22 protein-coding genes are annotated in these 19,427 nt (G+C 64.1%); 12 read left to right on the forward strand and 10 right to left on the reverse strand.

Annotation, left to right across the window (positions count from 1 at the left end):
* Positions 1–121 precede the first annotated feature (121 nt).
* Positions 122–574, reverse strand: coding sequence for a response regulator (locus tag DWB23_RS07165; protein ID WP_238717368.1), 453 nt, complete (start codon positions 572–574; stop codon positions 122–124).
* A 150-nt stretch (positions 575–724) separates the two neighbouring features.
* On the opposite strand from DWB23_RS07165, the gene DWB23_RS07170 reads away from it, so the two are divergent.
* Together DWB23_RS07170 and DWB23_RS07175 are read left to right on the forward strand one after the other, a co-directional pair.
* Positions 725–2,083, forward strand: coding sequence for a glucose-6-phosphate isomerase (locus tag DWB23_RS07170; protein WP_121742144.1), 1,359 nt, complete (start codon positions 725–727; stop codon positions 2,081–2,083).
* A 193-nt stretch (positions 2,084–2,276) separates the two neighbouring features.
* Positions 2,277–3,398, forward strand: a complete 1,122-nt coding sequence (locus DWB23_RS07175) for a CPBP family intramembrane glutamic endopeptidase (protein WP_121742145.1) — start codon at positions 2,277–2,279, stop codon at positions 3,396–3,398.
* Positions 3,399–3,432: 34 nt separating this feature from the next.
* Here DWB23_RS07175 and DWB23_RS07180 read toward each other — a convergent pair whose 3' ends face one another.
* The gene (locus DWB23_RS07180; RefSeq protein WP_121742146.1) at positions 3,433–3,891 is read right to left on the reverse strand and encodes an NOB1 family endonuclease; all 459 of its coding nucleotides are present in this window, start codon (positions 3,889–3,891) and stop codon (positions 3,433–3,435) included.
* Positions 3,892–3,895: 4 nt separating this feature from the next.
* Positions 3,896–4,141, reverse strand: coding sequence for a PRC-barrel domain-containing protein (locus tag DWB23_RS07185; RefSeq protein ID WP_121742147.1), 246 nt, complete (start codon positions 4,139–4,141; stop codon positions 3,896–3,898).
* Positions 4,142–4,308: 167 nt separating this feature from the next.
* Here DWB23_RS07185 and infB point away from each other — a divergent pair, with 167 nt between their 5' ends.
* Positions 4,309–6,108, forward strand: coding sequence for a translation initiation factor IF-2 (gene infB, locus DWB23_RS07190; RefSeq protein ID WP_121742148.1), 1,800 nt, complete (start codon positions 4,309–4,311; stop codon positions 6,106–6,108).
* 51 nt (positions 6,109–6,159) lie between these two features.
* Positions 6,160–6,366, forward strand: coding sequence for a hypothetical protein (locus tag DWB23_RS07195; protein ID WP_121742149.1), 207 nt, complete (start codon positions 6,160–6,162; stop codon positions 6,364–6,366).
* 17 nt (positions 6,367–6,383) lie between these two features.
* Here the strand turns inward: DWB23_RS07195 and DWB23_RS07200 are convergent, their stop codons facing one another.
* Positions 6,384–7,310 (reverse strand): PH domain-containing protein, encoded by a 927-nt coding sequence (locus DWB23_RS07200; protein ID WP_121742150.1) that lies wholly within the window; start codon positions 7,308–7,310, stop codon positions 6,384–6,386.
* A 148-nt stretch (positions 7,311–7,458) separates the two neighbouring features.
* Between DWB23_RS07200 and DWB23_RS07205 the strand changes: the two genes are divergently transcribed.
* The 4 genes from DWB23_RS07205 to DWB23_RS07220 all read left to right on the forward strand — a co-directional run bounded on the left by DWB23_RS07205 (position 7,459) and on the right by DWB23_RS07220 (position 10,965).
* Positions 7,459–7,809, forward strand: a complete 351-nt coding sequence (locus DWB23_RS07205; protein ID WP_121742151.1) for a hypothetical protein — start codon at positions 7,459–7,461, stop codon at positions 7,807–7,809.
* 227 nt (positions 7,810–8,036) lie between these two features.
* Positions 8,037–9,719 carry a glutamine hydrolyzing CTP synthase gene (gene pyrG / locus DWB23_RS07210; protein WP_121742152.1) on the forward strand — a complete coding sequence of 561 codons (1,683 nt, stop codon included), beginning with the start codon at positions 8,037–8,039 and terminating at the stop codon, positions 9,717–9,719.
* A complete protein-coding gene (guaA, locus tag DWB23_RS07215) occupies positions 9,719–10,636 on the forward strand; it encodes a glutamine-hydrolyzing GMP synthase (protein WP_121742153.1) in 918 nt (305 codons plus the stop codon). The genes pyrG and guaA overlap by 1 nt, the downstream gene beginning before the upstream one ends.
* Positions 10,633–10,965 carry a DUF7126 family protein gene (locus tag DWB23_RS07220; protein ID WP_238709372.1) on the forward strand — a complete coding sequence of 111 codons (333 nt, stop codon included), beginning with the start codon at positions 10,633–10,635 and terminating at the stop codon, positions 10,963–10,965. The genes guaA and DWB23_RS07220 overlap by 4 nt, the downstream gene beginning before the upstream one ends.
* Positions 10,966–11,468: 503 nt before the next feature.
* On the opposite strand, the gene DWB23_RS07225 is transcribed toward DWB23_RS07220, so the two are convergent.
* Together DWB23_RS07225 and DWB23_RS07230 are read right to left on the reverse strand one after the other, a co-directional pair.
* The gene (locus DWB23_RS07225; RefSeq protein ID WP_121742155.1) at positions 11,469–12,278 is read right to left on the reverse strand and encodes a 5-formyltetrahydrofolate cyclo-ligase; all 810 of its coding nucleotides are present in this window, start codon (positions 12,276–12,278) and stop codon (positions 11,469–11,471) included.
* Position 12,279: 1 nt separating this feature from the next.
* The gene (locus DWB23_RS07230) at positions 12,280–12,984 is read right to left on the reverse strand and encodes a MogA/MoaB family molybdenum cofactor biosynthesis protein (RefSeq protein ID WP_121742156.1); all 705 of its coding nucleotides are present in this window, start codon (positions 12,982–12,984) and stop codon (positions 12,280–12,282) included.
* A 192-nt stretch (positions 12,985–13,176) separates the two neighbouring features.
* Between DWB23_RS07230 and DWB23_RS07235 the strand changes: the two genes are divergently transcribed.
* Both DWB23_RS07235 and DWB23_RS07240 read left to right on the forward strand, forming a co-directional pair.
* Positions 13,177–14,202 (forward strand): zinc-binding dehydrogenase, encoded by a 1,026-nt coding sequence (locus DWB23_RS07235; RefSeq protein ID WP_121742157.1) that lies wholly within the window; start codon positions 13,177–13,179, stop codon positions 14,200–14,202.
* Between the two features lie 275 nt (positions 14,203–14,477).
* On the forward strand, positions 14,478–14,780 hold the full coding sequence (locus tag DWB23_RS07240) for a hypothetical protein (RefSeq protein ID WP_121742158.1): 303 nt from the start codon (positions 14,478–14,480) through the stop codon (positions 14,778–14,780).
* 30 nt (positions 14,781–14,810) lie between these two features.
* Here the strand turns inward: DWB23_RS07240 and DWB23_RS07245 are convergent, their stop codons facing one another.
* The 3 genes from DWB23_RS07245 to DWB23_RS07255 form a co-directional block, all read right to left on the reverse strand.
* Positions 14,811–15,137, reverse strand: a complete 327-nt coding sequence (locus DWB23_RS07245) for a DUF7853 family protein (protein ID WP_121742159.1) — start codon at positions 15,135–15,137, stop codon at positions 14,811–14,813.
* A 127-nt stretch (positions 15,138–15,264) separates the two neighbouring features.
* Positions 15,265–15,831 carry an NUDIX hydrolase gene (locus tag DWB23_RS07250; RefSeq protein WP_121742160.1) on the reverse strand — a complete coding sequence of 189 codons (567 nt, stop codon included), beginning with the start codon at positions 15,829–15,831 and terminating at the stop codon, positions 15,265–15,267.
* 50 nt (positions 15,832–15,881) lie between these two features.
* On the reverse strand, positions 15,882–16,832 hold the full coding sequence (locus tag DWB23_RS07255; protein WP_121742161.1) for a diacylglycerol/lipid kinase family protein: 951 nt from the start codon (positions 16,830–16,832) through the stop codon (positions 15,882–15,884).
* Positions 16,833–16,886: 54 nt separating this feature from the next.
* Here DWB23_RS07255 and DWB23_RS07260 point away from each other — a divergent pair, with 54 nt between their 5' ends.
* Positions 16,887–17,594: a PHP domain-containing protein gene (locus DWB23_RS07260; RefSeq protein ID WP_121743042.1), complete on the forward strand. Its 708-nt coding sequence runs from the start codon at positions 16,887–16,889 to the stop codon at positions 17,592–17,594.
* Between the two features lie 186 nt (positions 17,595–17,780).
* On the opposite strand, the gene DWB23_RS07265 is transcribed toward DWB23_RS07260, so the two are convergent.
* Positions 17,781–18,194, reverse strand: coding sequence for an Lrp/AsnC family transcriptional regulator (locus DWB23_RS07265; RefSeq protein ID WP_121742162.1), 414 nt, complete (start codon positions 18,192–18,194; stop codon positions 17,781–17,783).
* A 102-nt stretch (positions 18,195–18,296) separates the two neighbouring features.
* Here DWB23_RS07265 and carA point away from each other — a divergent pair, with 102 nt between their 5' ends.
* The gene (gene carA / locus DWB23_RS07270; protein WP_121742163.1) at positions 18,297–19,373 is read left to right on the forward strand and encodes a glutamine-hydrolyzing carbamoyl-phosphate synthase small subunit; all 1,077 of its coding nucleotides are present in this window, start codon (positions 18,297–18,299) and stop codon (positions 19,371–19,373) included.
* Positions 19,374–19,427: the final 54 nt, after the last annotated feature.

Genomic DNA, 19,427 nt, shown 5'->3' on the forward strand with positions numbered 1-19,427 from the left:
TGCCGGGGAGGCGTGGAACTGTCCGGTTCCAGCGCGAACAGCAGTTCACTGCCACCCCCACGACGAATGCAAAAACGAGTTCCCCGAAATCCGTTCGGGCGATCCGCCCCGAGCACCTGCCCTACGACGGGGCGGGCGGATGCTGCGCCGAATCGATCCAGAAGTCCTCGATCGCTTTCGCCAGCGCATCGAACTCGTCGGGGTCGTCCGGTTTCGTGAGGTAGGCGTTCGCCGCACGCTCGTAGCTTTTGACGATATCTTCCTCCGTCTCCGAACTCGAGAGGACGAGGATCGGCGGCGGCGGGTAGTCTAGTTCGTCTCCGAGGATCTCCAGAATCTCGAATCCGTCCACCCGCGGGAGGTTCAGGTCGAGGAGCACGAGATCGGGGTTGATACTCGAGGTGTCAGTCCCGCAGACGTCGAAGTACGTCGTCGCCCCCTCGCCGTCGGTGACCGTGTGGAATCTGATCTCGCTGTCTATCTCTTTAAACGCCTCCTGGGTCAGCCGAACGTCGCCCGGGTTGTCTTCGACGAGCAGGATATCGATCGGTTCGGTTGGGGAATGAGTGGTCATCGTGGTTGAATTCACCTAGTCGCACGGGCCGCGTAAAGCTGGTCCCTACACACGTGGTGCTTTGTTCCCGTCCGGCCCGTTCTTCGGGACCGGTTGCGGTCGCCCCTCCATCACGGAACGCCTTTGGTTCCGGCCCTCGCCTGCTCGCATATGAACGTAGACATCGGCAACGCGCTGGCGTCCGTCGCGTCGCCCGGCGTTTCGCGGGAGTCCCTCGAGCGACTGGACAAGCAGGTGGCGGCCGCACACGAGCGCATCGAGCAGGGGATGGGGAACGGCGAACACGGCTACGAGGCGCTGAACCTCCCCGAACGAACCGATCCGGACGAGATCAGGGCCGCTGTCGAACCGGTCGCCGACGCCGAGGCCCTGATCACGGTCGGTATCGGCGGCAGCGCACTCGGCGCGGCCACGATCACCGACGCGCTCGCCGACGAGAGCGACACCGAAGCCGTCTATCTCGACAACGTCGATCCCGCTTGGGTGTCGAGCGAACTCGATCGGCTTCCGCTCGAGAACGCGGCGATCAACGTCGTCTCGCGGTCGGGAACGACGGCGGAAACGCTGGCGAACTTCCTCGTCGTGAGAGACGCCTTCGAATCCGCAGGCGTCGACTGGACCGAGCGAACGATCGTGACGACCGGCGACTCGGGGCCGCTTCGGGACCTCGCGGAGCGCCACGATCTGCCCTCGCTGAAGGTCCCCGACGGCGTTCCGGGCCGCTTTTCGGCCCTCTCCGCGGTCGGACTGGTCGCCGCGGCGATCTGTGGCCACGACGTCGAAGCCCTACTCGAGGGAGCCGCCGCCGAAGCCGAAACCCTGACCGGATCGCTCTTCGACTGTCCCGCCTACGCCTACGGCGCGACGACATACGCACTGGACCAGCGCGGAGCCGGGATCAACGCCATGATGCCCTACGCGGAGTCCCTCGAGACCGCCGCCGAGTGGTTCGCTCAGCTGTGGGCCGAGAGTCTGGGCAAGGACGACCTCGGACAGACGCCCGTTCGCGCACTCGGCGTCACGGACCAACACTCCCAGCTTCAACTCTACCGCGCGGGTCCGCGGGACAAACTCGTCACGTTCGTCACGGTTCGGGAGACCGCGGATCGTCCGATTCCGGACACCGACGTCGAGGATCTCGCCTATCTCGGCGACACGACACTCGGCGGGTTGCTCGAGGCCGAGTTCGAGGCGACCGAGGCCAGCCTCGCGGCGGCCGGCCGACCGAACGTCCGACTCGAACTCGAGCGCGTCGACGAGTTCGAACTGGGCGGCCTGCTCTACGGCACGGAAGCGGCCTGCGTGCTCGCGGGCGAGCTGTACGGCGTCAACACGTTCGAACAGCCCGCCGTCGAGTGGGCGAAGAAGGCGACTCGAGGGCTGCTCGGGGGCGGCGTCTCGGAATCGGAGTCCGATTCCGAGGCTCGTCGGGACGCGAAGCATTCCGACGGCGAGTTCGAGGAGGCCGACGCCGTCGCCGAGAAGACGGAACTTCGCGTCGAACGGTAGCGGCTCTATTTTTCGTTCGAGAAGACCTCGCGCAGATTCGTCTCGCGGTGAGCGAGCAGCGAACCGCGAGCCGGCGCACGCCACCGCGCGTGGATCGATCGGTTTGCAACGTCGTTCCTCTTCGAGTCGAACGGACTCGGCCGCTCGGTTCCGGTTCGCCTATGAACGCGCACACGAACATCCACGTATACGCATGAGCGACGAACACACCGCACGGGCCGCCGACGGCGACGGCGCTCCGCTCTCGTCCGCCGTCGTCCCCGCCATCGGAACCGTCCTCGCAGCCGTGACGCTCGTCGCGTTCCTGATTCCGCTTCGTCGCGGGGTCGACGAGTTCGCGCTCTGGATCGGGATAACTGGCGCACTCGTCACCACCGGGGCCTTTCTCGCGCGCCGCCACGGCCTCCTCGAGCGAAACATCGCCGGACCGATTGCGGCCGGCTCGAGCCTCCTCGTCGTCGTCGTGTCGGGCTACGCGATCACCCAGGGGATTCTGGGATCGGTCGTCGTTCCGGGACTCGAGTGGTCCGTCTCGCTGCTGTTCGTGGCGTTTTTCGTGGGGGCGGGAACCATCGGAATCGGCGTCGCCGACGCCGCCGGTCTCTCGGGTCGCGGGCTACTGGACCGGCTGACGCTCTCGGTCGAGATGCTCGTGCTCGCGTTCGTCGGGCTGATTGGCATGTCGTTCGCGTACCTCTTTCTCGAGTTGCCGGTCATGCTGATCGCCGGCGAGCCCACGGCGTTTCAGGGGACGGTAATCGAGTACCTCTCCGTCGGCGTCGGCCTCGGCGCAGTCGCGGTCGGCTATCTGGCGTTTCGCGGCCGCGACCTGTCGTTCATCGACCTCGAGCGCCCGACGCTCCGGACGGTCGGGTGGATCGTCGGCGGGATCGTACTGATACTCGCGGCGAACGTGGGGCTCTCGTGGCTCATGTCTCTCGTCGGTATCGACGGCTCGGATCACACCACAACGCAGCAGGTAGCCGACAATCCCGACCTGTTGCTCGTCATCATCCCGGCGATGGTGTTACTGGTCGGCCCGTTCGAAGAACTGCTCTACCGAAACATCATCCAGAAGTCGCTCTACGAGCGGTTCTCGCGCACCGGTGCCGTCGTCGTCGCAAGCGTCGTGTTCACGTGCGTTCACATTTCGGCGTACGCCACCGCCGGATCGGGAGAACTGCTCGCGAGCCTTTCGTTGTTGTTCGTCCTCGCGTTGATACTCGGGACGATCTACGAGCGCACGGACAACCTGCTCGTTCCGGCGCTCGTCCACGGCTGTTACAACGCGGCGATCTTTCTAACGATGCTTTGAGAACTCGAGAAAAACGGGAGCGACGGCTCGCCGGCTACGTGGGGTTCTTACGCGCCAGTTCCGAGCCACAGATCGGACAGCGGTCCTTCTCTTCGTCGAACTCCCGACCGCAGCCCTGACACTGATAGGTCCAGTGGCGCTGTTCGTCGATTCCCTCTCGGGCGATCACTTCGACGGTCACGTTGAGCTTTTCGGCGACGTTTTGCATCGCGTAGTCGTCGGTCACGAGCGTGGCGTCGAGTTCGAAGCTCGCGGCGACGAGTCGGATGTCGGTGTCGGACAGGACCCCGAGGTCGCCGGATTCCTTGGCCGCTCGCTCGACCTTTTCCGTAGTATCCTCGTTCGGAATATGAATGTGCATCCCCGAGCCTTCCATCGCGTCGTAGCGATAGGCGCTTTCGTCCTCGAGTTCGTCGCGGACGAGGGGGATCGTCGCAGTCTGTTCTGTCGTGTGAAAGTCGTGGATAAACGCCGAGGAGTCGAGAACGTACATACCGTTAGCGCTGGACGACGATGTAGTCTTTGACCGCCTGAACGCGGTTGACGGAAACGAGGAATCGGCCGGCATCGTTGACGTCGAAGTCGACCGATCGGGTCGGCAGTGCTTCGTCGGGCTCGATGACGAGGTTGTGTAGCTTGCCGGATTTGAGGTCCATCGTAATATTATACAGCAGTCCTAGCTCGGTTCCATCGGAGCCCATGACGGCCTTCCCCGAGAGGTTTTCAGCGAGTATATCGCTCATGCATACCCGTACTTACTAATCGGTATTAAAAACCACGGGGATGTCAGACGGACGGCGTTCGAATCGAACGCGAACCGTCTCCGAATCGAGCCCTCGCTCGACTGTGACGATGGGTTTAACTACTGGGCAGCGGACGATAGTACTAAGACCTTCTCGGGTGGTTCACCATGTCGAATACGGATACGCACGACCCCACATCTCTCAGAACGCCGATCGTCGCCGTTCTCGGACACGTCGATCACGGCAAGACCAGTCTCCTCGATAAAATTCGCGGCTCCGCGGTTATCGAGGGTGAAGCAGGGGCGATTACCCAGCACATCGGCGCGACAGCCGTTCCGCTGGATATCATCTCCTCGATTGCGGGCGACCTCGTCGACCCGGACGACTTCGATCTGCCCGGCCTCCTCTTTATCGATACCCCGGGTCACCACTCCTTTACGACGCTTCGCTCACGCGGCGGTGCGCTCGCGGACATCGCGATTCTCGTTGTCGACGTCAACGACGGCTTCCAGCCCCAGACCCTCGAGGCCCTGGAGATCCTCAGTCGGTCCCAGACGCCGTTTATCGTCGCGGCGAACAAGATCGACACCGTCCCCGGCTGGAAGGTACACGAGGACATGCCGATCAACGACACCTACGAGGCCCAGTCCGAACGGGTGCGCAAGCGACTCGACGAAAAGCTCTATGAGATCATCGGCAACCTGAGCGACGAGGGATTCTCGGCCGACCTCTACTGGCGCGTCCAGAACTTCCAGCGCAACGTCGGCGTCGTCCCCGTTTCGGCGATGACCGGCGAGGGCGTCCCCGACCTCCTGACGGTCATGATGGGACTCTCCCAGCGCTACATGAAAGAGGAGATGGAGATCGACGTCACCGGCCCCGGCGTCGGCACCGTCCTCGAGGTCAAAGAGGAGAAAGGCTTCGGGACGACGATCGATATGGTCCTCTACGACGGGACGATCAGCGCGGACGACCAGATCGTCATCGGCGGAAAGAACGAACCGATCGTCACCGACGTTCGGGCCTTGCTCCAGCCGCGCCCGCTCGCGGAGATTCGAACCGAGAGCCGATTCGAGAAAGTCGACGAAGTGTCGGCTGCGACCGGGATCAAGGTCGCCGCGCCCGAACTCGAGGACGCGATGGCCGGCGCGCCGGTCCGCGTCGTCCGCGACCGGCCGCTCGAGGACGTCATTCGGGACGTCGAGGCCGAACTCGCCGATATCGCCGTCGATACCGAAGAGCAGGGCGTCGTCGTCAAAGCCGACACGCTGGGCAGCCTCGAGGCGATGGCCGACGCGCTCGACGACGCGGAGGTGCCCATCGTCCGCGCGGAAGTGGGCGACGTCGCACCGCGCGACGTTTCGGTCGCCTCGACGGCCGAGGATCCGAAACAGCAGGCGATCCTCGGGTTCAACGTCGACGTGCTCGGCGACGCCGAACAGCGCGCCAAAACCGACGACGTGACGCTTTTCACCGACGAAGTCATCTATCAGCTCATCGAGGAGTACGAGGAGCACATCGAGGAACTCGAGCGCGCCCAGCAGGACACGATCCTCGATAACATCGTCCGACCGGCCCGATTCCGCATTCTGCCCGACCACACCTTCCGCCAGAACGATCCCGCGGTCGTCGGCGTCGAGGTGAACTCGGGGACGATACAGAACAACGCGAACGTCGTGAAGTTCGAGAATAACGAATCCGACCGCGTCGGCCAGGTCAAGGGGATTCAAGAACAGGGAGAAGACGTCGACGAGGCGCGCGCGGGCAACCGCGTCTCGGTCGCCATCGACGGCCCGACCGTCGGCCGCCAGATCGAAGAGGACGACGAACTCTGGATCGAGATTCCGGAAAAACACGCGAAGATCCTGGAACAGGAACTCGCGAGCGAGATCCCCGGCGACGAACTCGAGGCGCTGAACATGTACCTCGACAAGAAGCGAAGCCGGGATCCCTTCTGGGGCAAGTAGCGGAATCGACTCGACCAGCACCCTTATCGTATCGGATATCGTATCGTTCACATGAAACGGTTCGTCTGGGTCCTTGTCGTATCGTACGTCGTGCTCGGGTCCGGGCTCTTTTATAGTCTGGCGCTCGAGTCGCCGACGCTGTTCGTCGCCACCGGTGGGCTACTCGTTTCGCTCGCCCTGACGCAGTGGTATCTCCTCTCCAGATACAACGGACGGGCGCGCGATCCCGCGGAATCGCTCCAGCGCGACCGTTCCTGAGTGTCGTTCTCGCTTTTTCAGTCCGACGGCTCACTGATGGTGGACCGGTCCGCCGCGGGGGTGAACCGATCGGATCGCCCGCGTGCACGTTCGATTCCATCGCGGACCGCTTCGGGATCGTCGATCATCGATCGATCGCAGCGGATGTCTATCCAGCGGCGCTCGAGGACGAGTTCGTCCGACGTCAGCCGAACGTCGGCGATCGCCTCCCACGGAACGTGCTTTTTCGCGTACCAGCGCTCGAGGACGAGCCCGGACTCGTGGGCGCGGATCGTCGGGAGGTTCCACCCGGTACTCGCGTGGTCGTCCCAGGTACCGGCCCAGTCGAACCAGTAGAAGAGGAGGGGGACGCACCCGTAAAACGCTATCTTCAGGCCGAAGAACCAGTCCCACGCCAATCCACTGAGGAGTCCGACGACCACCCACAGCGCCGTGATCGCCGGAACGATCCGCTCGCCGGAGCCGAAACCGGTCCGGCGCCACGTCCAGGTCGCGCTCGGTTCGTCGGCGGTAATCGCGTCGACGTAACGGTTGCGGGCCATCCGTGCGATGCCGGCGGCGACCGCGGCGGTGAGCAAGGCGAAAGCGCCCGTGACGACGCTCAGTCGGGCGGTGTACTCGAGTTGGGTAACCGGCGGCGAGAGGAGTACCGCGGCAAACGCTACCGCCGGGACGTAGCAGGCGAGCCGTCGGGCTCGGCTTCGACCGATCCGTTCCGGAAGGCCGTGCAGTCGATCCCCGAACACCAGCGCGAGGAGTAGCGTGCCCTTTACCGTACTGGGTGCGGTCACCAGGAGGACCACGGTCGATGAGCCGGCGATGATCCCGGCGATCGTGGTGACCCCGGCCAGGATCAGTCCGAGGTAACACCCGATTCCGGCCTTGAACTCGATATCAAGGTCTTCGGCGGGTGGGTTGGGAAGCGACTGATACTCGTAGGACATCACGATGATGTTGTGGCTGCGACACGAAATAGTTCAGGGATCTGTCCCGAGAGCCGGTCGCTCGAGATCCGGTGGACCGTCGTCGTTCGTGACCACTCGGACAACTACCCCTGTAAGGATTATCACACTGTTCGTGGTGGGGTGTCGTATGCTCGTGCAGCTCGATCAGTACAAACACGAAGAGGTCCAGTTCGACGACAACAGGACGACCGGCGAGTCACAGACGGAAGATTCGGTCAACCCGGACTCGGAGGCGTACTTCGGGAAAGACATGGACGAACTCGACGTCGAAACCTGGGAGACCGTCGAGTACGAGGACGACCCGATCCAGCGTCGGTCCGTCACGGTCAGTGGGATTACCGCCGTATCCGTTCCGCAGGAATCGACGGACGAGGACGATCCGGATCTCCCCGGACGGACGATCCAGCTCCGCACGGGCGGTGACAGCGAGTTCTTTGAGCAGGCCGTCATCGTCGAGGTCCAGGACGAAGACCCATAGGGTCGCTCGAGGAGCGTAGTCGCAGTTCTTCGAAGACGAGGGTCGACTACGTTCCTCGAAAAAGAGCCGTTTGTGAGCGAGACGGCTGCGTACCGTGGTTTTCGTCGTCGAATCTCCTCTCGATATCGCCCGTAGGTGCGTCGGCGAACTTTGCTCGAGTGTGTCAGGACGTCTCGGAGTCCGTCCGGTCCCGAAATCGTTTTCAACCGTTCACTCGGACACTCGGTATGCCGACGGAATCGGACACTCATTATGACCCCTCTCTGGGGAACAAGTTCATCTTCGTCACCGGCGGCGTGATGTCAGGGCTCGGGAAGGGAATCACGGCCGCGAGCACCGGCCGTCTCCTCACGAACGCCGGGTTCGACGTCACCGCCGTCAAGATCGATCCGTATCTCAACGTCGACGCGGGGACGATGAATCCGTACCAGCACGGAGAAGTCTACGTCCTCGAGGACGGCGGCGAGGTCGACCTCGATCTGGGGAACTACGAGCGGTTCCTCGATATCGACATGACCTCGGACCACAACATCACCACCGGGAAAACGTACCAGCACGTCATCGAGAAAGAACGTGCGGGCGACTATCTCGGAAAGACGGTCCAGATCATCCCGCATATCACCGACGACATCAAACGGCGGATCCGGGAGGCCGCCGAAGGTACCGACGTCTGTATCATCGAAGTCGGCGGCACCGTCGGTGACATCGAGGGGATGCCCTACCTCGAGGCGCTGCGCCAGTTCGCCCACGAGGAACCCGAGGAGAACGTTCTCTTCACCCACGTCACGCTCGTTCCGTACTCGAAAAACGGCGAGCAGAAGACGAAGCCGACCCAGCACAGCGTCAAGGAAGTGCGCTCGATCGGCCTCCAGCCCGACGTGATCGTCGGGCGCTGCGAGGATCGACTCGAGCCCGAAACGAAGGAGAAGATCGCGCTGTTCTGTGATATCCCGACCGAGGCGGTGTTCTCGAACCCCGACGTCGAGGACGTCTACCACGTCCCCCTGATGGTCGAGGAGGAGGGACTCGACCAGTACGTCCTCGAGCACTTCGGACTCGACGACGACGCGCTCCCCGCGGGCGAGCGGACGAACGACTGGCGCGATATCGTCACCACCGAAAAGGACGGCGAGGTCGACATCGCGCTGGTCGGCAAGTACGACCTCGAGGACGCGTACATGTCGATCCACGAGTCGCTGAAACACGCGGGCTTCGAGGTCGGCAGCAACGTCACCACCCACTGGGTGCCGGCCGACGAACTGGCCGACGGCCACGACGGCCAACTCGAGGGGGTCGACGGGATCATCGTCCCCGGCGGCTTCGGAATGCGCGGCTCCGAAGGAAAGATCGAAGCCGTGCGCTACGCCCGCGAGAACGACGTGCCCTTCCTCGGGCTCTGTCTCGGCTTCCAGATGGCCGTCGTTGAGTACGCCCGGAACGTACTGGGACTCGAGGACGCCCATTCGGCCGAGATGATCGAGGACACGCCCCATCCAGTCATCGACATCCTGCCCGAGCAGTACGAGGTCGAGGATCTGGGCGGGACGATGCGGTTGGGCGAACACACGACCGTCATCGAACCCGAGACGCTGGCGTACGAACTCTACGGCGACACGTCCTGTACCGAGCGCCACCGCCACCGCTATGAGGTAAACCCCGAGTACTTCGATGATTTCGAGGACGAACCACTCGTCTTCTCCGGTACTGCGGGCAACCGAATGGAGATCCTCGAACTCGAGGGCCACCCCTACTTCCTCGGCACGCAGTTCCACCCCGAGTACACGTCCCGACCCGGTCAGCCGAGCCCGCCGTTTCTGGGGCTCGTCGAGGCGATCATCGATAGGGCGACCGATGCCGACGCGACTGGCGACGAATCCGATGCGGACGCCGAGACGGAGGTAACCCACTGATGGTAGACACTGAGACGTTTGTTCCGGACGCAGTTGCAGAGATCGGCGACGAAATCGGCGACGCGAACGCCGTTATCGCCCTGTCGGGCGGCGTCGACTCTTCGGTCGCCGCCGCACTGGCATACGAGGCCATCGGCGACCGACTCACCCCGGTTTACGTCGACACCGGCCTGATGCGCAAGGGCGAAACCGACCAGATCCGCGAGACGTTCGACTACATGGAGTCGCTGCGGATCGTCGACGCGAAAGATCGGTTCCTCGAGGCCCTGTCGGGCGTTACGGACCCCGAGGAGAAACGCAAGGTTATCGGCGAGCAGTTCATCCGCGAGTTCGAACGCGAGTCGAAAGACACCGACGCCGACTACCTCGTCCAGGGGACGATCTACCCCGACCGCATCGAGAGCGAGGGCGGGATCAAGTCCCACCACAACGTCGGCGGACTTCCCGACGTCGTCGACTTCGACGGCATCGTCGAACCCGTTCGCGATCTCTACAAGGACGAGGTCCGCGAGGTCGCCCACCACCTCGGTCTCGACGAACTCGTCGCCGAACGGATGCCGTTCCCCGGCCCGGGGCTGGCAGTTCGGGTTATTGGGGAAGTCACCGACGAGAAACTCGAGGTCGCTCGCCACGCGTGTCACGTCGTCGAGGAGGAACTCGAGGAGTACGAGCCCTGGCAGGCGCTTGCGGCCGTTATCGGCAAGGCGACGGGTGTGAAAGGCGACAACCGCGTTCACGGCTGGGTCGTCTCCGTCCGCTCCGTCGAATCGCGCGACGGGATGACCGCCCGTGCGCAGGAGATCGATTGGGAGACGCTCCAGCGCATCCAATCGCGCATCACCGGCGGAAACGAGAACGTCGCCCGCGTCGTCTACGACGTGACCCACAAACCACCCGCGACGATCGAGTACGAATGAGCGCACCCATGGACGCGATCGTCGCCGGCCCGGACGAAGACGGAATCGCCGACGCCCTCGAGGCCGAGGGAGCCAACGTCGCCCGTATCACCGGTCTCATTTCGCGACCGACCCTCGAGGAGGCCGGCGTTCTCGAGGCCGACCTGTACGTGCTGACTGATATCGATCAGGCGACGACGATCCCGATCGTCTGTGACCTTACGGACGACGTACGGACCGTCGTCTACGCTCGACGCACGATCCCGGAGTTCATCAAGGGCCAACTCGATCTCGCGGTCGACCCCAAACTGATGGACGCCGCGATCGTCGCCGAAGAACTGACCAGCTGACGGCCGGATCTGGCCGCGCTCGCCGACGGTCCGGACCGACGGCAGTTTTCCCTCCGCAGAAAATCGCTATTGTGCGGAAGACGGCCCGAATAAACGTTCTCGGGTCACCGTTGCGCTGAGTAAAATCGCATTGAATTCGAGAAAATCCGGGATAAGATTCTCACACCGTCTCCCCCGTTCAAGTGGATCCCACCGGTACTAATGGATGGAGGTCGACGGGCAGACCCCACCAAGGCATCCACTGCCTGTACCCGTGACTTCCAGCAACCCCACCACAGCACCCTTCCCCACCATTGCCACACCGTACCGTTTTGCGGTACCAGCACGGGCGCTGCACCCGCCCGTGTCACCCTGCGGTTGGCACTCGAGGCGCGACGGATTCGCGCCTCGGGGATGGATCTTCTCGTTCGTGAGCTATCGTAGCCACTGACAGTCACTGCACACCTGATCGCACGACGGCAGCGCGGTTCTCGCTCACTTCGTTCGCTCCGGTGTAACTCGTTTCAGTTGTTACGATACCACTCTCGAAGCCGTTTCAGGACCGGTATCTCCCCGAGTCGCTCGTCGGGGAGCAGGTCCCAGTCGATCCCGGTCGGTTGATCGCGATTCGCCAGACGGAGCGTTCGCTCGGGCGTGACGACCAGATCCATCGAAACGTCGTGATCGCCGATCGAGACCGGGTCGTCGATCAGTTGGCGCTCGTGGATCGTCGTCGCGACCGTCGTCGTCTCGTCGACGAGGTCCAGATCACGTAAGATCGCGTACTCGAGATCGCTGTAGCCCTCTCCTTTGCCGATACGACCGCCGGACTCGCTCACGGCGACGCTGCCGGAGACGATCAGATCGACGCGGTCGACCGCCTCCGGGCCGACCTGTTCGCCGTGTGTCGACGACCCCGAAACCGTCGTCGCCGCGTCGTAGTCCTCGAGTTCGTCCGGGTCCAGTTTCAGGAAGCACTGCTCGTCCGCGAGGCGCGGCACCGCCATGTAGACCGTCTTCCTCTCCCGGAGCGCTCGGCGACGGACGGGCAGTTGCGGGGCGTCGGGATTGGCCTTGATCGTGGTCGCGGCGCGCCACTCGGGTTGGTCGGCCAGCCGGTCGGCGGCCTCGTCCGCGCCGGCGAAGTTCGGAATTCGGCCGTGGGGCGGAAACGGAAACCGGGCCTGGCCGCTCTCCTCGAGGTCGTCCCAGACGCGCTCGCGGACGGACCGTTTGTCGGTGGCGGCGTCGTCCGTACCGGTAGCGCCGCCAGTGGCGTCGTTCGCACCAGTAGCGCCGTCGGTGTCACTGCGTCGCTCGTTGGAACCTCCCATCTCACTCGCCTCCGTCTCCCTCGTTATCTCCGCCTTCGTCTTCGCTCCCGTTCTCAGTCGGTTCGTCGACGGCGGCGTCGGTCTCCGCCGATTCGCTCTCGGGATCACGTTCTGCTTCCCGAGCGAGGTCGACGAGACGGTGCACTTCGGGCAGGACGATTTCGTCGAGTCCGAGTCGTGCGGCGTCTTCGTCGCCGGGAAGGCAGAACACGGGAATTCCGTCGGCGATGCCGGCGAGCGTTCGCGCCGTGATGGCGCGGGTGCCAACCGCCTCGTAGGCCAGCGCGGTGAACAGGTCGGTGAACGTGGTGAGCTCCTTCTCGAGTAGCGGTTCGAGGGCCTCGATGGTGACGTCGCCGGGTTCGACGCCGGTCGCCCCACCGGTAACGACGATGTCGATGTCCTCGCGGTCGAGCATCCGCGACACGCTCGACTGGACCTGATCGTGGTCCGAATTGATGTGTTCCCGAGTGGCAATCCCGTGACCGCTCTTTTTCAGGGCCGTCACGATGGCATCACCGGTTGGATCGGACTCGAGCGTCCGGTCCGTCGCGATCGTGATCACGCTGGCACCGAGGGCCTCGGTATCGGGCTCGGATGCGCCGTCTTCGTCGACGCGTTCACCCCCTTCGTCCCCGCTCGTATCGGCACCCTGTTCCGTCTTCGCGTCCGCGCCCGCATCTCTCCTCGCGTCCGTCTCGTTCATACCGTTCCCTTCGAGAGCCGACGAGTAAAACGCTGGCTAACGAGCGCCTCGAGGACCCGGAGACGGTTCCCACCGCCGTTGAAGGACGGAATCGACGTGTCCCGTTGCGATCGTCCGTCGACGGTATCAGCCGGGACCGGTCAGTGCTGGTAGCCCAACTGTTATGCAGCGAGTTTCCGTTGAGTCGCGTGTATGCACGCAGTCAAGATCACCGAACACGGCGACCGGGACGTCATCGAGTACGGCAACTACCCCGACCCCGAGGTCGGACGCGAGGACGTGCTGGTCGACGTCAAGGCGGCAGCACTCAACCACCTCGATATCTGGACGCGCCGCGGAATGCCGGGAATCGACCTCGAGATGCCCCACATTCCGGGCAGCGACGGGGCGGGCGTCGTCGAAGCGGTCGGCGAGGACGTCACCCGCTTCGAGGAAGGCGATCACGTCGCGCTCTCGGCCGGCGTCGGCGACCTGCGAATGGACGATCCGACGCTCGATCCGCGCTTCCACATCATCGGCGAGCACGTTCCGGGCATTCACGCCGAGTACGCCGCCATCCCCGAGGATAACCTGATTCCGGTCCCCGACGGCGTCGACTGGTCGGTCGCCGGCTCGAGCTGTCTCGTCTTCCAGACCGCCTGGCGGATGCTGATCGAGCGGGCGGAACTCGAGGCCGGCGAGTCGGTGCTCGTGTTGGGAGCCAGCGGCGGGGTCGGCCACGCCGCGCTCCAGATCGCCGATTACGCGGGCGCGGAGGTGTACGCGACCGGCAGCACGGCGGAAAAACTCGACTACGCCCGCGAGCACGGTGCCGATCACGTCTGTAACTACGAGGAGGAGGAGTTCGCGGATTGGGTCTTGGACGAGACCGACCGTCGCGGCGTCGACGTCGTCGTCGAGCACGTCGGCGCGCCGACGTGGCAGGACTCCCTCAAGAGCCTCACCAAGGGCGGGCGGCTCGTGACCTGTGGCGGCACCGGCGGCGGAAACCCGGAGACGGACATTCCGCGCATCTTCTGGAACCAGCTCCAGATCATCGGCTCGACGATGGCCACGCCCGGCCAGGTCGACGACGTGATGGAACTCGTCTGGGACGGCACGTTCGAGCCCGCGATTCGCGAGGAATTGCCGATGAGCGAGTCCGCACGCGCCCACGAGATCATCGAGAACCGAGAAGGGTTCGGCAAGGTCGTCGTTCGGCCCGACAGCGAACTGTAACCCGAACCGCGATCAGTAAGCCTGAAAATCGGTAGCAACCGCGAGCGAACGAAGTGAGCGAGCGGGCCAGGGAACCCTCGAAGCCGCGCTAACGGCGAGGCTGAGGGGGTGACGCTGTGCTTTTCGTCGAAGCTAAGCGGGAGCGAAGCTCCCGCGAGGTCCGAGAGAGCTTTGCTCTCTCGAAATTTTGTCGACGGCCGGCGACGCCGGCCCGCGGAGCAAACGTTCGTTCTGAAACCGTGAGGGCTTTCACCACGGACCCGAAAGCTTCACCCGTGAGTTCGAGCGACGACGGCGGCTACGTCCACGATCCCTCGGCGTTCGACGCCGACGGAGAGCGAACGGGGTCACCAGACGACGGTTCGGACGGGCCAGCCCATCCGGCGACCGCAGACCGGGAGTTCGACTGGCGAGGCTGGACGGTCGTCGGCATGATCGTCGTCGCGTTCATCATCGCCCCGGGGGCCATCCTCGTGTGGCCGCCGGACGTCGCCTACCGGTTCGCTCTGTTGAGCCTGCCGCTGTTTCCGGCCTTTTTCCTCGCCGTGACGGCCGTCTGGGCGACGACGCGTCCGTAGGCCCCAAAAAAGTCTCAGTCGTCGTCTCTTTCACTCGGTCGGTTGCCTCGACTCGAGGCGCGCCTCGAGTCGGTCGACGACGCTCGATCCGTTGACGATATCCTGTTCGGGAGCGTCCTCACAGGTGACGTACGCGGTCATCGCGTCCGAGAGTTGCTGGGCTTGATAGTCGGTGAATACAGCCGTTTCGTCGGCGGCTTCGATGGTCTCGAACAACTCGAGCGCCCACGCCGGCGCGGCCTCGCCGTTGTCGATAGCCTCGTCGATATCGGTCGCGAGGAGGTGGTGGACGACCCATTGCTCGTCTCTGGAGAGCGTGACTTCGTACGTCTCGGCTTCCGATGGTTTGGAACTCATTTCGTCACACGGACCGATTTCGTTGGTCCTCAAACAACGCTACGAACGGTGGTCTCATAAGCCTTGTTACTTGCTAGCACGATTAATCGGGCGGTCGGTGATTCACCGTTTGCGGCGCGTCGCCTCGCTACTCGCCTCGGACGTCGCGTCGCATCGCGATCTCGAACCACGGACAGAGTCGAAGCTGGCGATACCACTCCGGGTTCGAGTGGAGCCGTTCGTAGGGGACCCACATCAGCCCGGCAACCTCCTCCTCGTTCGGTTCGAGGCGGTGGTCGGACAGCGTCAGCTTCAAGACGGCACAGACCTCGTGTTCGACGCCCGCGTTCTCGAAGTAGCGTTTGTACTCGAAGCGGTCGGTCAGGCGCAGGTCGTCGTACTGGTCGGGCGCGATTCCAAGTTCCTCCTCGAGTCGTTCGCGGGTCGCTTCCTCCTGGCTCTGTCCCTCGACGGGGTGGGAGGCGACGGTGCCGTCCCAGTGGGTCCCCCAGAGGCGCTTGTCGGGTGCCCGCTGGGCGAGCAGGACGTTCCCCTCGCCGTCGAAGACGAGCGAGGTAAATGCTCGATGTCGAATTCCGTCGCCGGTGTGGGCCTCGAGTCGGTTGACCAACTCGAGTTCGGTGTCGTCTGCATCGACCGCGATCACGTCCTGTCCGGCGTTCTCGTGGGGAAGTTCGTCCCGTTCCGTACTCATATCACCACCATCGCAGAGGGTCCTGAAACCAGTATCGTCTTCCAGCGGCGTTACGCGTTGAACGGCCACGTTTCTCCCGCCTCGTCGGGGTTCGATCGGTAGCGCTCGCCGACGGTGACTTCCAGCGCGCTCGCGGTCGTCTCGAGCGAGAGCGACTCGGTCTCGAGCATCTCGCCGTCCAGACTGTACTCGACCGAGCTCCGTCGGCTCTCGATCGCGAGCGACGGGGCTCGCCGGCGGACGATGTGTTCGCTCTCGCGGCCGAACAGTCCTTCGAGCGCCGCGCTGCCGATCAGATCGGTGGTCGCGGCGTCCTCGACGATCGTGACCTCGAGCAGGCCGTCCTCGACGTTGGCCTGTGCCGTTCGCGCACCGGTGAACCGTCGACAGTTACCGATGAGAACGAACAGGGCCTCCCCCTCCCAGTTCCGGGCCGTCTCTCCGTTCGGACCCGCGGCCGTCTCCACCCGCAGCGGGAGCGAATCGAACCCGTCGACGGTATCGAACGTGTTCTTTACGTACGCGAGCACGCCCAACTCCTTCTTGCTCTCGGTGGTCGTCTCGCTACTCGCCTCGGCCGTAATACCGCCGATACAGGAGTTGACGAAAGCCCGGTCGTTCGCCGCCCCGAGATCGATCTGCTGACGACGACCGTGTTCGATCACCTCGAACCCGTGTTCGACGCCTTCGATGCCGATATTCGCCGCGAAGTTGTTGCCCGTTCCCGCAGGGATGACGCCGACGGTCGTCGACTCGAGCGCGTCCGCGGCGACGATGCCGTTGATAACTTCGTTTACCGTACCGTCGCCGCCGACGGCAGCGACGAGGTCGGCGTCGGGTACGGCCTCACGGGCGAACCGTTCTGCGTCGCCGCCCTCCTCGGTCTTTCGAACCGCGAACCCGTGATCTCCCGCCAGTTCGACGACGTCGTCGACGTGATCCTGGCTCCCGCTGACGGGGTTGAGGACGAGGACGCGGTCGTCCGCTCCGTCGGAATGCATACCTCGGAACACGCCGGCCCAGCGCAAAAGGGTCTGGCCGGCGTATGCACTTTCGTGTACGCCGTCGATCTCCACGCTCACACGAGATTCTTTCACGGCCGCCGGAGCCTCGGCGACCGATTCGACCCGCTCGGCGCTCGGCTGCTCATGCGGGCGGCCGACCGCCGCGGCCTCGAGGGTGTCGCGACGACCAATCACGATTACTACACGCCGTTCGATCCGCCGGCGAGCGCCGAAACGCTGCCGGGGATCGAGATCACGACCGACCGCGGCCACGTTCTCGTCGTCGGTCCGGATCCGCCGTCTGAGACCGAACCGGGGGCGCTCTCGCCGGGCGAGGCGGTCGAGTTGGCCCACGAGCGCGACTGCGCCGCGATCGTCGCCCACCCCTTTCGAAACAGTACGGTGCGGGAACTCGAGGACGTCCCCTTCGACGCGATCGAGGTCAACGGCAAACACCCGCGTTCGCGACCGCTCGTCGAAGAGTTGGCGGCCGAGCGGGATCTTCCGCTGGTCGGCGGCAGCGACGCGCACTACCCGTTCGAGGTGGGACGGGCGTACACCGTCGTCGAGGCGGACCGGCTCACGCCCGAATCGGTCGTGGACGCGATCCGCGATGGAAACGTCAGCGCGCGCATCTCTCGATCCGGATTCGACCGCTTGCTGCGTCGGGGCTACCGGGCGATCCACAACCGCAAGCGCGTGATCGACGCGATCGAGCGACCGACGCCCGGCGTCGGGACGCCGCCGGGTGAGGACTGATGCGCGTCGACTGATCGACGTCCGTCTCGTCGGCTCTGTTCGTCGCGGTCCCGATTCTCGGGACGATCCGCGTTCGAGACGACCCCGAAAACGTCCGCGTTCGAGGAGATCCCGAAGAACTCGAGTCGAACGATCGGTATCGCTCCCGAGCGGAACGTCGGTCGGCGGGAAGTTGCGTGGCTCGTCCTAGCCGAGTTCTTCGTCCAGAATCAGCCGCGTCTTCGTGCTCACGACCTCCTCCTGATCGCGCGCCTTCGTGATGAGATCGTTCACCCCGCGCGTGTCCGCGGCGTCGACGACGAGGACGATGTCCTGTTCACCCGAGACCATCCAGACGAGATCGATCTCTTCCCACTCGGCCATCCGCTCCGAAACGACCTTCGTGTCGACGTCGACCGCGACGCTGATCTCGAGCATCGCCTGCACGTTTCCGGTTCGGGTCGAGATCGTAAAGCGTTCGATGATGCCGTCGTCCATCATCCGCTCGACGCGATTGCGGACGGTTCCCTCGCTCGTCTCGACCTCGTTAGCGATCTCTGTGTAGGGTGTCCGGGCGTCTCGCCGGAGAATATCGAGGATCTGTCGGTCAAGGTCGTCCATGGAGATGTGCAACTATGGGGAAGGGGCACTTACCGATTACGAATTTCGTAACTCAGCTTCGAAGACAACACTTATGGCGGTCGATCCAATACGTAGATCGTAATGACAGCAGCCTACGTTGCACTGGAGGGCGGCCACGTGATCGAGGGACGTGGTCGTGCTTCGGGAACGGCTCGTGGCGAACTCGTTTTCACGACGGCGTATTCAGGCTACGAAGAAAGTCTCACCGACCCATCCTACGAGGAGCAGATCCTGACCTTCTCGTATCCGTTGATCGGTAACTACGGCGTCCGAGAGGAACGCTTCGAGTCCGATCGGGTCCACCCGCGCGCCGTGCTCGCGAAGGAACTCACCGACGACGTCGCCGAGTGGCTCTCGAGCGAGGGCGTCCCGGCCGTCGACCACCTCGACACCCGAGAGGTCGTCACCGACATCCGTGATAGCGGAGCGATGAAGTGCGGCATCGCTGTCGGCGAGGACGTCACCGAGGAGGACGCGCTGGCCGAACTCGAGGCCTGCAAGACGATGAGCGAACACACCGAGATCGGCGCGCAGGTCACCGTCGACGAGCCGGCCGTCCACGGCGACGAAAACGACGGCGAAACCGTCGCCCTGATCGACTGTGGTGCGAAGGGATCGATCATCGACTCGCTGGTCGCCCGCAACGCGACGGTTCACGTCCTGCCACACGAAGCGGACGTCGACTCCGTCGAGGCCATCGATCCGGACGTTCTGTTCATCTCGAACGGCCCCGGCGACCCCGCGAACTACGAGGGCGCGATCGACCTCGTCGAGGCGTTCGTCGAGGATACGCCCGTCGCCGGCATCTGTCTCGGCCAACAGATCGTCGCCGAAGCGCTCGGCGGCACCACCGAGAAGATGACCTTCGGTCACCGCGGCGTCAACCAGCCCGTTCTCGACCTCGAGTCGGGCCGGGTCGTTATGACCACCCAGAACCACGGTTACACGGTCGCCGAGCCCGGCGAGCACCTCGAGGTCACCCAGGTCAACGTCAACGACGACACGCCGGAAGGGATCGACGGGATCGAGTACGACGTGCTCACCCGTCAGTACCACCCCGAAGCGAACCCCGGCCCGGAGGACACCCTCGACTTCTTCGACGACGTCCTCGCGATGGCCGACGCGCACGGTCAGCGAGCGGTCCCCGCCGACGACTAACCGGACGGCGACTCGGTATCTGTTCTGTGGATGTTGCCGTGTTGGGTCAGTATG

Origin of the sequence: Natronorubrum halophilum (assembly GCF_003670115.1) — an archaeon.
Lineage (GTDB): Archaea > Halobacteriota > Halobacteria > Halobacteriales > Natrialbaceae > Natronorubrum > Natronorubrum halophilum.

What these genes read in the sequence shown, in the direction of transcription:
- DWB23_RS07165 (WP_238717368.1), bottom strand. Translation starts at nt 574, where the DNA reads ATGACCACTCATTCCCCAACCGAACCGATCGATATCCTGCTCGTCGAA.
- DWB23_RS07170 (WP_121742144.1), top strand. Translation starts at nt 725, where the DNA reads ATGAACGTAGACATCGGCAACGCGCTGGCGTCCGTCGCGTCGCCCGGC.
- DWB23_RS07175 (WP_121742145.1), top strand. Translation starts at nt 2,277, where the DNA reads ATGAGCGACGAACACACCGCACGGGCCGCCGACGGCGACGGCGCTCCG.
- DWB23_RS07180 (WP_121742146.1), bottom strand. Translation starts at nt 3,891, where the DNA reads ATGTACGTTCTCGACTCCTCGGCGTTTATCCACGACTTTCACACGACA.
- DWB23_RS07185 (WP_121742147.1), bottom strand. Translation starts at nt 4,141, where the DNA reads ATGAGCGATATACTCGCTGAAAACCTCTCGGGGAAGGCCGTCATGGGC.
- infB (WP_121742148.1), top strand. Translation starts at nt 4,309, where the DNA reads ATGTCGAATACGGATACGCACGACCCCACATCTCTCAGAACGCCGATC.
- DWB23_RS07195 (WP_121742149.1), top strand. Translation starts at nt 6,160, where the DNA reads ATGAAACGGTTCGTCTGGGTCCTTGTCGTATCGTACGTCGTGCTCGGG.
- DWB23_RS07200 (WP_121742150.1), bottom strand. Translation starts at nt 7,310, where the DNA reads ATGTCCTACGAGTATCAGTCGCTTCCCAACCCACCCGCCGAAGACCTT.
- DWB23_RS07205 (WP_121742151.1), top strand. Translation starts at nt 7,459, where the DNA reads ATGCTCGTGCAGCTCGATCAGTACAAACACGAAGAGGTCCAGTTCGAC.
- pyrG (WP_121742152.1), top strand. Translation starts at nt 8,037, where the DNA reads ATGCCGACGGAATCGGACACTCATTATGACCCCTCTCTGGGGAACAAG.
- guaA (WP_121742153.1), top strand. Translation starts at nt 9,719, where the DNA reads ATGGTAGACACTGAGACGTTTGTTCCGGACGCAGTTGCAGAGATCGGC.
- DWB23_RS07220 (WP_238709372.1), top strand. Translation starts at nt 10,633, where the DNA reads ATGAGCGCACCCATGGACGCGATCGTCGCCGGCCCGGACGAAGACGGA.
- DWB23_RS07225 (WP_121742155.1), bottom strand. Translation starts at nt 12,278, where the DNA reads ATGGGAGGTTCCAACGAGCGACGCAGTGACACCGACGGCGCTACTGGT.
- DWB23_RS07230 (WP_121742156.1), bottom strand. Translation starts at nt 12,984, where the DNA reads ATGAACGAGACGGACGCGAGGAGAGATGCGGGCGCGGACGCGAAGACG.
- DWB23_RS07235 (WP_121742157.1), top strand. Translation starts at nt 13,177, where the DNA reads ATGCACGCAGTCAAGATCACCGAACACGGCGACCGGGACGTCATCGAG.
- DWB23_RS07245 (WP_121742159.1), bottom strand. Translation starts at nt 15,137, where the DNA reads ATGAGTTCCAAACCATCGGAAGCCGAGACGTACGAAGTCACGCTCTCC.
- DWB23_RS07250 (WP_121742160.1), bottom strand. Translation starts at nt 15,831, where the DNA reads ATGAGTACGGAACGGGACGAACTTCCCCACGAGAACGCCGGACAGGAC.
- DWB23_RS07255 (WP_121742161.1), bottom strand. Translation starts at nt 16,832, where the DNA reads ATGCATTCCGACGGAGCGGACGACCGCGTCCTCGTCCTCAACCCCGTC.
- DWB23_RS07265 (WP_121742162.1), bottom strand. Translation starts at nt 18,194, where the DNA reads ATGGACGACCTTGACCGACAGATCCTCGATATTCTCCGGCGAGACGCC.
- carA (WP_121742163.1), top strand. Translation starts at nt 18,297, where the DNA reads ATGACAGCAGCCTACGTTGCACTGGAGGGCGGCCACGTGATCGAGGGA.